Origin of the sequence: Citrobacter sp. 506 (genome assembly GCF_050434985.1) — a bacterium.
Classification (GTDB): Bacteria; Pseudomonadota; Gammaproteobacteria; order Enterobacterales; family Enterobacteriaceae; genus Citrobacter; species Citrobacter braakii.
In genome coordinates this window covers 189,037-202,047 of the sequence record NZ_JBNDJN010000003.1, presented here as the reverse complement: position 1 = coordinate 202,047, position 13,011 = coordinate 189,037, and the positions used below count along the sequence as shown (strand labels likewise).

Below are 13,011 nucleotides of genomic sequence, written 5' to 3'. Positions count from 1 at the left end.
TAACAATCTTGTTGTGCCCTTTTTGGTGCTTAACCCAATAACAGGAATTAAATAATGGATATCCCACGTATTTTTACCATCAGTGAAAGCGAACACCGCATCCACAACCCGTTCACCGAAGAGAAGTACGCCACGCTGGGTCGCGTGCTGCGCATGAAGCCGGGTACCCGCATTCTTGACCTCGGCAGCGGCTCGGGGGAAATGCTCTGTACCTGGGCCCGCGATCACGCCATTACCGGGGTCGGTATCGACATGAGCCAGTTGTTCAGCGAGCAGGCCAGACGCCGCGCAGAAGAACTCGACGTCAGCAGCCGGGTTCATTTCATTCATAACGACGCCGCCGGATATGTGGCAGAAGAGAAATGCGATGTGGCCGCCTGCGTTGGCGCGACATGGATTGCCGGTGGGTTTGCCGGGACGGTTGAACTGCTGGCGCAAAGCCTGAAACCGGGCGGGATCATGCTTATCGGCGAACCCTACTGGCGTCAGGTACCGGCAACGGACGAGATAGCCCTGGCCTGTGGCGTCAGCTCGACAAGCGATTTTCTTACACTTCCAGGGCTTGTCAGCGCGTTTGACGACCTCGGCTACGACGTGGTGGAAATGGTACTGGCGGACCAGGAAGGCTGGGACCGGTATGAGGCCGCGAAATGGCTGACCATGCGCCGCTGGCTGGAAGCCAATCCTGACGACGACTTCGCCGCCGAAGTCAGGGCCGAGCTAAAAATCTCGCCGAAACGCCACGTAACGTACGCGCGGGAATACTTTGGCTGGGGCGTGTTCGCGCTCATCGCCAGGTAACAACAGGTTCCCGGTATTTCTGACCGGAGATACCGGGGCTTCGCCTTTGCTTTGATCTGATGCATCACCTGCACAATACATATTCAGTATGTTTATTAATCAGGATATCACCATAAGGAGCATCATATGTCACAACATGAGCAGTTCTGCCAGGCTTGCGGAATGCCGATGTCGGCACCCGATGCGGACAGTGCCAGCGATCAATATTGTGCGTACTGCTGCGACAGCAACGGCAATCTTAAACCCTGGGAAGAAGCGGTATCAGGCTTAGCCAGCTTCCTTGATTCCTGGCAAAAAGTCGGCCCGGAAGAAGCACAGAAGCGTGCAAAACGTTATCTGACGGCAATGCCCGCCTGGGCTCATAAAGCGGATGAATGATTTGAGCTGATTATCTACACTCACCCCTGAATCCATTAAGGAGGGCCTGTGTTTTCTTACATTATGCTTAAAACAAACTACCTGCCACATGCCCTCACATTCGACTATCCGTTCATGGAGATGCAGAGCTATACCCATTGTGGCAGGAATGAATACGTCGCGTAGCTGGGCGTTTTCAACGGTAATAACACGACGGCACTGAGGGTCTGCAGACCTTTTGATAAATAGGATGGCACGACCACAAATAGTTTGATGGACGCCCTACAGGGACACCGATGGCAACAAGCTGGCTTTCGTTTATAAGACCGCCCAATTGATACGGTTACCCCCTAATCGCTGACGAAAGCATCCCCCCCAATCTTGAGATATACAACTTCATAAGTCTTTAAGTTTACATCTATCGCAAAATAGGAAACGACTAATAGTCCCACGTCTCAAACGCCAGTGGCATCTTATTGAGCAAATCTCGCCGCTCGCGCCAGTTAGGGATCAAGCGGTCCATATGTATACGGAAACGCTCGTTGTGATGACGCTCCAGTAGATGAACCAGTTCATGCACCAGAATATACTCCAGACACTCAGGTGGTTTCTTAACCAGTTCCAGATTGAGCCAGACTCGCTTTGTGGTGGTATTACAGGTGCCCCAAAAGGTTTTCATCTTTTTTATGCCCCAGAACGTCGGGGAAACACCGGTTCTGTCCTGCCATTCAGGTAGTAATTTAGCGACCTGCCGTTTCAGCTCATGCCGATAAAAATCGGTTAATACCAGCTCCTTATTTTCATTGCTGGTTCCCGGCTGAACATAAAGCTGGAGTTTATTATTTCCCGCAATTTTCACCTCATGACGTCCCTGACGCTCGATCACAAACAAGCGATATTTACGACCCCAAAGATAGTGGCATTCTCCGCTGACCATCTCCCGCTCGGACTGGCGTGGCTGTCTGGCGAAATCCTGCTGTTGTTTTCGGATCCAGCGAAAGCGGGAAGCGACCGCCATTCGTATCGCAGTTTCTGTCATGTGTTCCGGGGCTGAAACGCGGACTTTGCCGTCAGGCGGCAGGACGCTGATATGCAAGTTCTTAATCGCTTTACGATTGATCTGTAAGCGCAGCGTGCCTATCTGCATGACCGGCATCAGTGGTATTCCTTTTGCTTGCGGGCAAGCTCAAGAACGTCATCAATATTGACGTTATAACTGGCGGTTTCTTCGCGCAGTGCACGGGCAAGTTCTCGTTCCTTAAAACGATCGCCAATCCACTCCGCTTTTTTGGTATAGCGGATTGTCGTATCAATAAGGGTTGCCAGCACCTCGTCATGACCGAAGTTATCATAAAACGCGCGCTTTGCCTGCGTATCCATTGTTTCAGGATAGGATGCTCCGTTGGTTTGTTCTGGACGTATGACCTGCTTGCTCAAATCCCGGATACGTTCCAGATACTGCTGATAATCAAGCGCATTCTGGCGGCGTAGGGTAATTAGCTCATCCAGCAACAGCGACATGCGCCCGTAGTATTTCGGGTTAACCGGGTTTTCATCCACGATAGTTTTTCGCACGTTGTTTTCGATGGTTTCCGCCATCGCATCCTGATTGTTGCGGATCTCGTCCGGCAGAGCAGCGGTTGCAGCTGCTCCTTTTTCAACAATCAGCTCAATCAGGCTTAACTCTTCGAAATCCATAAGTACTTCGCTACCGTCGGCGCGAACGTACATATCCAGCAGGTGGCGCATGGCGGGTTCAAAGCGCTTCATGTCCAGCAGATCGCCGCTGGTCAGTTTAATGTCGTAGCGCAGTCTCTCGAATTTAGCGACTTCGTCGCGTATGCTTTCCACTTCCTCATCGGTATAACCCGCTTCCTGCATTTCATTTGCCAGGCTGGCGTAAGCGCGCAGCAGGCGGGCGACATTCTGGTAGAATGATAGGCGTAGCGCCTCTTTCTCGCCTAATATCGTCTGGTTTTCCCCCGACTGACCGCAGAAATAGTGCTGATAGTCCGGCAAATCGCGCGGTGCCCTGACGGGTTCGCACAGGCTGCGAACCACCTCCAGCGCGCTGTCAAGATCCAGCTTTGCCTGCTCCAGACGATTTTTCAGCAGGCCATCAACATCATCCCGATCGTAATCGTCAAACGCGCCCGTTGTGTAATCGGTTATCGCTTTATCCAGAGAACGGAACAGATCCTTATAATCGATAATATAGCCGTACTCTTTATCTTCCCCATCCAGCCGGTTTACCCGACAAATCGCCTGAAACAGCGTATGGTCTGTCATGGTTTTATCGATATAGAGATAGGTAGCAGACGGCGCGTCAAAGCCGGTCAGCAGCTTATCCACCACGATAAGCAGACGCATTTGCCCCGGCTCATTAATAAAGCGCTGCTTAACATCCCGTTCGAACTCGGCGATACGTCCGGCAACCTTCTCTTCGCTTTGCTCAAAATAGTCTGCCAGCATTTTGCGGTAGGTTGAGAATTTAAACAGTTTCTCGGTCAGGCCCGCGCCGGTTTCTTCACCTTTGATACTGGCCGCGTCGGGACGGAAGCTGGTCACAATCGCCACTTTTCCCGCCAGATCGGTCTGGCTGAACATCTCGTAAACCTTACAGGCCTGATACACGCTGCTGCATACCAACATGGCGTTACCACGTCCGTCCATCAGGCGCGGACGGGTATCCATATCCAGCAGAATATCGTTAACGATCTGCTCCAGCCGTGACTTGCTGGACAGCAGTTTCTGCATTGAGCCCCATTTCTGCTTAAGCTGGGTTTTGGCTAAATTTGACAGGCCGCGCGTTTTGGCTTCAAACCAGTCATCGACCTTTTTCTCAGACGTCAGATACTGGTCAATATCGCGGGCCTCATAGCGCAGATCCAGCACCACGCCGTCTGCTACTGCTTCATCAAACTTATAGGTATGGATATAAGGGCCGAACACTTCCACCGATTTCTTTTTATCTTTCTTCATCAGCGGCGTGCCGGTAAAACCGATAAACAGGGCTTCCGGCAGAATAGCGGTCATCGCGTTATGCAATTTGCCGGACTGCGTACGGTGGCACTCATCGACGAAGACGAACAGATCGCCTTTGGCGCGGAACGTTTTTGTCAGGGATTGCTGTAACTCGGTGATGAAGTCGTCGGTTGCAGCGGTGTCTTCTGCTTCACTACGACGACCAAACTTATGCACCAGCGAGCAGATGAGCCACGGGTTAGGATGATTGAGCGTCGCGATAAGGTCGTTGCCGCTGGAGGTGCGATAAATCTCTTCATCCACGCCCATAAACACGCTTTCGATCTGTTCATCCAGCTCGGTTCGGTCGGTCACAATCAGCACGCGTGAATTGGGTACGTTTTCACGGATCCACTTCGCCAGCCAGACCATCGTCAGGCTTTTACCCGATCCCTGCGTGTGCCAGATAATCCCGCCTTCACGACGGGCAATATGCTGTTTAGCTGCCTCGACGCCAAAGAACTGATTATGGCGACAGAGTTTTTTCACTCCAGCGTCAAAGGCCATGTAGTTATGGACGATATCCAGCAGCCTTGATTTGCTGCAAAGGCGGCTTAAATGAAAGTCGAGTTTATGCGTGTATGCGCCGGTATTTTCTTCTTTCCACTCCAGATAATATTTTTCCGGCGTTTCGATGGTGCCGTAGCGCAGTCCCTGCGTATCGTTACCTGCCATCACCAGTTGCATGGTGGTAAAGAAATTGCGGATAAAGGTTTTCTTTTGATTATCGAGATTCTGCCGGATGCCTTCGCTAACGTGGACAGACGAGCGTTTAAGCTCAATCACGCCCAGCGCGATGCCGTTAACGTACAGCACCAGATCCGGGCGCTTGCTGTATTCACCTTTGACTGTCACCTCGTCGGCGATGGCGAAATCATTGGCTTCGGGATTTCCCCAGTCAATCAGCCACACGGTCTGATTCTGCTCGCCCGCGCCTTCCTTTTCCTTTACGCCGTAACGCAGCAGGCGATAGACCTCTTTATTGGCGTAATACAGCTTCTTGCCTTCGCCCAGCGCGGCGGCGGAATCCAGTTGTCGAAGCACGCGGGTGATCAGGGTATCGCTGACGCCGCGTCGTTTCAGCCATGCACTCAGTATGTCCGTGTCGATATTGCTGTCACCGGCATATCCTGCGCTCCGCCCCAGATAGCGGTATCCTAAATCCTTAACAAAAAACTGTATCAAACGCTGCTGTGTGGCGCGTTCGCGCTGGCCGATAGTGCTCAAAGGGCGCTCTCCCTAAATGTTCAGCAATGGAACTCCATCACGCGGTTTATGGCAAATTGCAGATTCTTGTCGTCAAAGAGCTTTATCTTACGGCTGGCCCAGCGTTCACCGGCAGGCCACTGGTGCAGGCCCTCTTTCACTGAATCCAGCGTGGGCTGGCATTCTCCTCGAGTCAGCAGCCAGTCAACCGTCGCCAGCAGCTCCAGACCAAACGGCGATTCAAAGCCGTCAATCAACTGGCTGACCTGCTCAAGCGCCGGTAGCCACGCTTTGGCCTCGTTATTCAGCCAGAGGTTGATGTGTTCTTTTTCCCGATCGTTAAACCAGATCACGTCCAGCGGCTGGCTGTCCGGGATGCGTTTCTCGGCTTTCAGGTAAGTGCCGTCCAGCGCGTTAAGCAGATGGTTCAGATTGGGGGCATAGGGGCCGTAATAGTGCGCCTCAAACCGCAGTTTTAGCACATCTTCCTGCTGGTGCTGTTGAATGGCGCGTTGCAACAGCCATGCCAGCTTCTGGATTTCCAGCAGGCTGCACTCCATCCCCAGTACCCAGTAGCGGCGCACCAGTTCAGCAATCATCGCTCTGGCGGGCGTGAGCTTTTTTACGCCGGTGCTCTTAGCGACGTTCTGGTATTTTTCGGTGGGCTCATAAATCAGGATTTCCGTGTCCTGAAGGTCACCCAGCGCAGATTCAATCCGTACCCGGACGTCCGGCCAGTTCAATCCGCCGTTGCCCGCGCCCAGCGGGGGAATGGCGATGGACTGCACTTTCTCTTCGATCAAAAAGCGGCGTAGGTCCTGCAAGCCGTCTTCAATCCACTCCATGCGGGAGTCGGCGCGCCAGTGCTGCTTGGTGGGGAAGTTGACAATCCAACGTGGCCCCATCAGTTCGCCGGTTTCGGTAATAAACATCTTGCCGGTCATAACCTGCTTTTGCTTGCAGGCGAGGGCATAGGCTTTCATATTGTCGGGGAAGCGCTCTTTGAACATCAGCGCGATGCCTTTACCCATGACACCGACGGTATTAACCGTATTCACCAGTGCTTCCACGGGCGCGTCCAGTAAATTGCCTTGTGTATATGTCATCATGAGAAATACCACCCGGCCCGTGCGTGAACGGGCATTGACAGATTGCGTTGCGACAGCCACTGCTCTAATTGTAACCTGACGCCATCGTTGTAACAAATCATCCCGCCCAGCAGTGTGATTGGGCAGTGCTGCCAGATTAACGCCTCGGCCTGATAGCGTTCAAATTTGGCCGGATCGTCCGGATCGCGCCGGAAATCCCGCGCCTGTAATATCGGCCAGTCGATCTGATTCAGGTCGTCCAGACGGGTGTAGTAGTTGGTCCAGTTATAGTAGGCGTGGCTGTCGGTAAACACGAAGGGGACGTTTTGCGTCGCCACGTGTCGCAGGCTGCTGACCAGAATAATGATTTCTTCGTTGGGGCGCTGCGTAATGCCGCCGCGCCCGCTGTGGATATTCATCAGCATTGGTGAGAAGGGGGTAAAGTAAAACGGCACATAGTCATGCAACGTCCCGCCCGTCCCGGCAGGCACCAGATGCCCGGCGCGTTTGTCGATAAGCTCTGGGTTGCCTATATTGATCCAGTTTGCAGCCTGTACCAGGCTGTTGCCACAGTGCAAACCGTTGTCCAGTATCCACGGGATATTGTCCCGATGGACAATACGCCAGATCAGGGCTTTTTCCGGGTTGAGATTAGCGCTGTAGTCATAAGCCATGTGCTTTCCCTTCTATATTAAGCGAGTTTTCCCGGTTAACAGTTCCTGCATCATCCCCTGTTTAAGCTGGCGAGTTTTGTCCAGACGCTTTTGCAGGGTCTGAATCTCCTTGTCCATATCGGAGAGTATGGCGGCGATGGCGGTTTGCTCTTCTTTTGGAGGAACAGGAATAGGGATTGTTTTCAGGTTATTCTTCGATACCCCAAAGACTTTCATACCCGTAGCCAGTCGGTCAATATTAGCTTTAACGGCTCGAATACAATGTAGGTAGCCTCGGAAACCGTCTACAAATATATTGTTCACATCACGTAACAAATAGGTATGTAATCCCGCAACGATTATATTATCCCTTACACCTTGAATTTCAATGCTTTTTCCTATACCAACATAGTCTTCTGAGGCATCAGCCATGATAAGATCACCTTCTTCGATAAACGAAGAAGATACCAAGTCGCTTGATATTCTGGGAACGGAGCTATTCTCTAAATTCAAATTGTTGTTCCACTTCGTGTGGATGTCACCATAATGAATATATCCGTACTCTCCAGTATCAGAAAGATCGCTTCTTGCATTTGTCGATGTAGATAAAAATGAAAAAACCTTACCGTAGGTCGAAATATCCCAATCCTCAGGAATATCCCCCAATTCACTCTTTTTGTATCCCTTAGCAACCCCATCTTCCCACAACACAAACTGCGGCAAACGGGTTTTACCTGTCAGCAGTTGCTGCATGGTGGCTGTTTTGATGGCCTGTTTCTTAGCGATTAGTTGCTCTAGTTTAAGAATAAAATTGTCACAATCAGACAACGTATCTGCTATTTTTTCCTGTTCTTGCTCGTTTGGAAAAGGTACAGAAATAAGTCTAATCAGATCAGTATTTAGATTAGGCTGTCCGTTACCCGTTGCGATCTTGTCATGAAGGCTTTTTGTTATTGTATTAATGTAATGAATCAAAAATGATTTATTTCCGATTCGTTGGTTAATAATTGCAGCAACACCATCATTTGCACAGCATTTTATTCCTAAAAGTTTTGCAACACCAAGTGTTGCACCACTATTAGAAATAATAAGAGTGCCTTTTTCTAAGGTCCGGCTATGCTTAGAACCTAATTCGGTTAACATCGAGGATGTTGCCATAACGATCTGTTGGGCATCCGGGATTGTCGTCAATGAAGCAACCGTCAGCCAAGGGATAAAATCACCCTCAAAATATTTAGGATCACCTGCAGGGCGAGGAGAGCCTCCCCGAACAATATCGCCAAGTTCTCCGAGATATTTGCACTCCCAATCCTCAGGAATAATCCCCACCTCAGTCAATTTAAACCCCGCAGGCACGCCTTTCTCCGCCGCATCCGACTGTTGCTCACTCACCATTAAATCCACCATCACCACACCAGCCCCATCGCCCGCAAATGCCCGGCCACCTTCTCGCTCAACGCTTCAACGGACGCTTCAAGCGCCGGTAACGGCTCGGCATAGCGCTCTTCCAGTTCCTTCACACGCTCCGCCAGTTGCTGGGTGATACGCTCAATCTCAGCTTTAATCCCGGCCTGCAACGTCGCCAGCCACTTGTCCTGCACCACCAGCACTTTGATCGCCGCTTCATCTAATGAGGGATAATGTTTAAACACCGCGCGATCCAGCGCTTCCTGTGCAGATTTCAGCGCTTTTTTCGCATTCGCCTCTGCTTTAATCAGCGCCAGACAGCGGGTCAGTGCCGCCAGCTCATCCGGGTCGGCGGTGGTTTTCTTCAATTGAGTCAGGCGAGCATTGACCAGCTTTTGCGTCACCTTGTCCTTATCGTTCTTCGCCTCGGCCAGCAGATCGTCTTCTCCTGCCTGCTCCTCGATATACTCGGCTAACTGACGGCTCGCTTCTTCACTATGTTCCTGTGCGCGGTTTAGGGCGTCCAGTAGTTGCGGGAAACAGCGAATTTCCACTAGTGAACGGGGCAGCACGTCGGCCTTGTAGCGCCGCTTGTCAAACTCAAAATCGTGCGCTTCTTTCCAGACGTTTTTTCCGTCTTTGCCTTTTACCGGCTGGAGTTCGCGAATTTGCGCGGCGGCTTTCCAGCCCTCTTGCATGATCACGTACACATCGTCCTGCAGGGTGTCGGCCCAGTAGTCCATGAGGATCTGGTATACGCTGTATTTATTCAGTAACTCGCTGTTGGCATACTGCGCCAGCAGCATCTCGCCGATATCGTGGATCAGCGCCTTAGGTTTATCGCCCTTACCGATCTCATTCAGTGCCGCCTCTTTCTCCCACGCCTTAAACGGCAGCAGACTGCGGGTGGCAAAATCCTTAAATTCCTGATGCGCCAGAATGGTCGGTTTAACCTGCTGGGCTTCTACCTGCGCCCGACAGTAGCCGGGGCGAGCGTCGGTAAAAAGTACGTCGCGCAGGGCAGGGAAGACTCGCCAGTAGTCCTGTAGGGCATCAACATCGCGGGCCGGAATACCGCCCTGTAAGTGGGCGGTCAGATCGTGTAGATCTTCCGGTTCGCCACCGTCGATATAGCGGGGGATATTCAGGTTGTAATTATTTTGTTCGCTGGCAATTTCACTTAACGGCACCATCCGGCTGTAGCCGGACACCGTGCGCTGGTGGTTAAACACGTCCACGATGCGGTGAATATCCCGGCTGCGCAGGCGGTTCTTGTTGCCGTCCTTGATAAAGCCCCGGCTGGCGTCGATCATAAAAATGCCTTTGCGGCTGTGGGCGTGTTCCTTATCAATCACGATAATGCACGCCGGGATGCCGGTGCCGTAAAACAGGTTGGCCGGTAAGCCGATAATGCCCTTGATATAGCCCTGTTTTATCAGGTTTTCGCGAATATTCGCCTCAGCGTTGCCGCGGAACAGCACACCGTGTGGCAGGATCACAGCCCCTTTGCCGGTGCTTTTCAGGCTCTTGATAATATGTAGCAAAAAGGCGTAATCGCCATTCTTCTCCGGCGGGACGCCCCAGACGAAGCGCTCAAATGGATCTTTCTTCGGATCCAGTCCGCTGGTCCAGTTTTTATTGGAAAACGGCGGGTTCGCCACGGCGAAATCGAAGGTTTTCAGTTTGCCGTTGGCCTCTTTCCACTGCGGATCGCTCAGGGTATTGCCCTGCCAAATAGTGGTTGCGGCAGTGGCATTGTTATGCAGGATCATGTTCATCCGCGCCAGCGCGCTGGTGGCGTTGTCCATCTCCTGCCCATAGATCGACAGCCCGCGCCGGGCTTCATCGCTGACTTTCAGCAGCAGCGAGCCAGAACCACAGGTCGGGTCGTACACCGTCGCATCCTGCGGCGTATCGGGCGTAATACCGATCACTTTCGCCAGAACGCGCGACACCTCCGCTGGTGTGTAAAACTGCCCCTTACTTTTGCCGGATTCGGTGGCGAAGTGGCGCATCAGGTACTCATAGGCATCGCCCAGCAGATCGTCGCCTTCGGCCCGGTTGCCGGACAGATCCAGCCCTTCGAAGATGCCGACTAGCTTCGTCAGACGATCAACCATCTCTTTGCCTTTACCGAGTTTATCCTCATCGTTAAAATCGGCATCGATTACACCTTTCAAACCGTTTTCTTCAGCCAGCGCTTGGATAATTTTGTTAATTTTATCGCCGATTTCTTTATCGTTCTTCAGCGCGATCATATCGTCAAAGCTGGCCCCTTTTGGGATAAGGATAATGCCGTCGGGATCGCCCTTATATTTGTCGGACACATACTTCATAAACAGTAGGGTCAGCACATAGTCCTTGTACTGGCTGGCGTCCATCCCGCCGCGCAGTTCGTCGCAGCTTGCCCACAGGGAGGAGTAGAGTTCGGTTTTCTTGATAGCCATTAAATATCTCGTTTCGTGCGATGACGTACCGTAAGCGGGTTACAGCAGATCGGTGTTCAGTCCGGCGGCTTTCAGCCGACGAGTTAAGTTACGCATTTTGCTGAATTCGGTGCCGAGACTCTGGCTCAGACCGGTGCCTTCGCAAAAGGCTTTTGCCGTAATGTGTTCCAGTTCGTCGGCATATTTGATCATTTGCAGATGCAGCTCAACGGTGTACTGATTACGCGGTGCTTCGGATAGCGCTTGCTGGATACGATGGTATATTTCGTTTTCATTCATAAAGGCTGGCATCCGTGGACATGCTAGATAATTTAGCTAAATTAGCTAAAATTGACGTTGGGTTCAATGAGTAAGACATTCAGCGGTTCTGATTGCACAGTTTTCGAACAAAGAAAATATCTTTGAGCAAATCAGCCATCTAGATTTTCTCATCAGCGTCTACGAAATTAGATTTCTGGGTTAGTTTCCTAAAGATATCGCTTATTTGTGACTATCATACATTTACATTTTTTATACCTGACTCAGCGATCATTACTAGATAGCTGGGTCAGGTATCACAAGGCGTGACTGTAGCCTCAAAGCCGATTAGTTCTACTCGCGCCAACTATTGCTAGCAGCTTTCTTGCACAGTTACTTATTCTGGCTTAATGGGTTATTGATTTTTGCATAATCAAAAGGAGAAAAGATTTTTTCTCGATTCGCATCAAGATAATCAGCCCACCACTGCAGCATCAGCCTCCTCTCTCCCAGATGCTCCGCCTTATGGATGTAAGCCGCCCGAACAGAGCTACGCTCCTGATGGCTCATCTGCCGCTCTACCGCATCCCTAGACCACAAGCCCGATTCTATCAGTGAACTACACGCCATGGTCCTGAAGCCATGCCCACAGACTTCCGTTTTTGTGTCATAGCCCATCACTCGAAGAGCTTTGTTCACCGTATTCTCACTCATCGGCTTACGGAGATCGTGATCGCCTACGAAAATCAGCTCTCGATTCCCATTCATACTTTTGATCTTTTCCAGAATAGCTAAGGCCTGACGCGATAAGGGAACAAGATGGGGCGTCCGCATCTTTGAACCACGTTGAGAATGCTTTACACCTTCCAATGGTTCACGCTCACCGGGAATCGTCCACATGGCCGTTTCAAAATCGACTTCTGACCAGCGGGCAAAACGCAGCTCGCTTGAGCGGATAAAAACTAACAAGGTAAGTTCGACAGCAAGTCGGGTTAATGGTCTTCCAGAATAGTGATCAATGCGATGAAGTAATTCAGGTATGCGGTTAAGCTCCAGAGCCGCACGATGCTGTCTTTTTGCCGTAGCAACCGCACCGGCAATCTCTTGCGCGGGGTTATAGTCGATTAAGCCGCTCTGCACAGCAAAGCGCATAATCGCGGTAGTACGCTGTTGTAAACGGGCGGCAACTTCGAGTCGTCCGGATGATTCCACCGCCTTAATGGGTACAAGCAAATCTCGTGTCTTCAGCTCCGCAATGTTCCGCTTACCAATAGCAGCAAAGAGATTATCTTCAAGGCTTTTCAAAACACGGGTACTGTGCGATGCAGACCACTTCTGATTGCTGGCATGCCAGTCTCTGGCAACCACTTCAAACGTTATTGCCTCTTGCTCCTGCTCTACCTTAACGGCTTTCTTGTTCTCACTGGGATCGACGCCATGAGCTAATAGCTTACGGGCTTCATCCCGGCGTGCCCTGGCATCCGCCAGCGATACTTCGGGGTATTTCCCCAACGCTAGCATCTTCTCTTTACCGCCAAAACGATAACGTAGACGCCAATATTTGGAACCGTTCGGGTGAACCAGCAAAACCATGCCTTCGCCATCAGTCAGCTTATAGGCTTTTGCTTCAGGCTTAGCCGAACGAACCTTCACATCACTCAGAGCCATGATGAGTATCCTTTCAAGGGTTCTGTGTGGGTACAAACATTATCGAACCGCGATATACCCGCAGTTGTACCCGCATCAGTAAGTTGATGTAGATTGAATCAGGTTGACTTAGGTTGAGTGAAA

10 protein-coding genes are annotated in these 13,011 nt (G+C 51.3%); 2 read left to right on the top strand and 8 right to left on the bottom strand.

Annotated features, from left to right (window positions below; all coding sequences use genetic code 11):
- The first annotated feature begins 54 nt into the window (after window positions 1-54).
- Both ABIE10_RS13915 and ABIE10_RS13910 read left to right on the top strand, forming a co-directional pair.
- Window positions 55-801 carry an SAM-dependent methyltransferase gene (locus ABIE10_RS13915; RefSeq protein WP_185922538.1) on the top strand — a complete coding sequence of 249 codons (747 nt, stop codon included), beginning with the start codon at window positions 55-57 and terminating at the stop codon, window positions 799-801.
- Between the two features lie 126 nt (window positions 802-927).
- A complete protein-coding gene (locus tag ABIE10_RS13910; protein WP_185922537.1) occupies window positions 928-1,179 on the top strand; it encodes a zinc ribbon domain-containing protein in 252 nt (83 codons plus the stop codon).
- 418 nt (window positions 1,180-1,597) lie between these two features.
- On the opposite strand, the gene ABIE10_RS13905 is transcribed toward ABIE10_RS13910, so the two are convergent.
- The 8 genes from ABIE10_RS13905 to ABIE10_RS13870 all read right to left on the bottom strand — a co-directional run bounded on the left by ABIE10_RS13905 (window position 1,598) and on the right by ABIE10_RS13870 (window position 12,888).
- A complete protein-coding gene (locus tag ABIE10_RS13905; RefSeq protein ID WP_185922536.1) occupies window positions 1,598-2,314 on the bottom strand; it encodes a M48 family metallopeptidase in 717 nt (238 codons plus the stop codon).
- A complete protein-coding gene (locus tag ABIE10_RS13900) occupies window positions 2,314-5,409 on the bottom strand; it encodes a type I restriction endonuclease subunit R (protein ID WP_185922535.1) in 3,096 nt (1,031 codons plus the stop codon). The genes ABIE10_RS13905 and ABIE10_RS13900 overlap by 1 nt, the downstream gene beginning before the upstream one ends.
- A 20-nt stretch (window positions 5,410-5,429) precedes the next feature.
- Window positions 5,430-6,497, bottom strand: coding sequence for a type II toxin-antitoxin system antitoxin DNA ADP-ribosyl glycohydrolase DarG (darG, locus tag ABIE10_RS13895; protein ID WP_185922534.1), 1,068 nt, complete (start codon window positions 6,495-6,497; stop codon window positions 5,430-5,432).
- Window positions 6,494-7,150: a type II toxin-antitoxin system toxin DNA ADP-ribosyl transferase DarT gene (gene darT / locus ABIE10_RS13890; RefSeq protein ID WP_185922533.1), complete on the bottom strand. Its 657-nt coding sequence runs from the start codon at window positions 7,148-7,150 to the stop codon at window positions 6,494-6,496. Before darT ends, darG begins: the two co-directional genes overlap by 4 nt.
- A 12-nt stretch (window positions 7,151-7,162) precedes the next feature.
- Window positions 7,163-8,536: a restriction endonuclease subunit S gene (locus tag ABIE10_RS13885; RefSeq protein WP_223283569.1), complete on the bottom strand. Its 1,374-nt coding sequence runs from the start codon at window positions 8,534-8,536 to the stop codon at window positions 7,163-7,165.
- The gene (locus ABIE10_RS13880) at window positions 8,536-10,983 is read right to left on the bottom strand and encodes a type I restriction-modification system subunit M (RefSeq protein ID WP_185922532.1); all 2,448 of its coding nucleotides are present in this window, start codon (window positions 10,981-10,983) and stop codon (window positions 8,536-8,538) included. The genes ABIE10_RS13885 and ABIE10_RS13880 overlap by 1 nt, the downstream gene beginning before the upstream one ends.
- A 39-nt stretch (window positions 10,984-11,022) precedes the next feature.
- Window positions 11,023-11,262, bottom strand: coding sequence for an HTH-like domain-containing protein (locus tag ABIE10_RS13875; RefSeq protein ID WP_168404052.1), 240 nt, complete (start codon window positions 11,260-11,262; stop codon window positions 11,023-11,025).
- A gap of 351 nt (window positions 11,263-11,613) precedes the next feature.
- Window positions 11,614-12,888 carry a tyrosine-type recombinase/integrase gene (locus ABIE10_RS13870; RefSeq protein WP_185922531.1) on the bottom strand — a complete coding sequence of 425 codons (1,275 nt, stop codon included), beginning with the start codon at window positions 12,886-12,888 and terminating at the stop codon, window positions 11,614-11,616.
- Between the last annotated feature and the right edge of the window lie 123 nt (window positions 12,889-13,011).

What these genes read in the sequence shown, in the direction of transcription:
- ABIE10_RS13915 (WP_185922538.1), top strand. Translation starts at nt 55, where the DNA reads ATGGATATCCCACGTATTTTTACCATCAGTGAAAGCGAACACCGCATC.
- ABIE10_RS13910 (WP_185922537.1), top strand. Translation starts at nt 928, where the DNA reads ATGTCACAACATGAGCAGTTCTGCCAGGCTTGCGGAATGCCGATGTCG.
- ABIE10_RS13905 (WP_185922536.1), bottom strand. Translation starts at nt 2,314, where the DNA reads ATGCCGGTCATGCAGATAGGCACGCTGCGCTTACAGATCAATCGTAAA.
- darG (WP_185922534.1), bottom strand. Translation starts at nt 6,497, where the DNA reads ATGATGACATATACACAAGGCAATTTACTGGACGCGCCCGTGGAAGCA.
- darT (WP_185922533.1), bottom strand. Translation starts at nt 7,150, where the DNA reads ATGGCTTATGACTACAGCGCTAATCTCAACCCGGAAAAAGCCCTGATC.
- ABIE10_RS13885 (WP_223283569.1), bottom strand. Translation starts at nt 8,536, where the DNA reads ATGGTGGATTTAATGGTGAGTGAGCAACAGTCGGATGCGGCGGAGAAA.
- ABIE10_RS13880 (WP_185922532.1), bottom strand. Translation starts at nt 10,983, where the DNA reads ATGGCTATCAAGAAAACCGAACTCTACTCCTCCCTGTGGGCAAGCTGC.
- ABIE10_RS13875 (WP_168404052.1), bottom strand. Translation starts at nt 11,262, where the DNA reads ATGAATGAAAACGAAATATACCATCGTATCCAGCAAGCGCTATCCGAA.
- ABIE10_RS13870 (WP_185922531.1), bottom strand. Translation starts at nt 12,888, where the DNA reads ATGGCTCTGAGTGATGTGAAGGTTCGTTCGGCTAAGCCTGAAGCAAAA.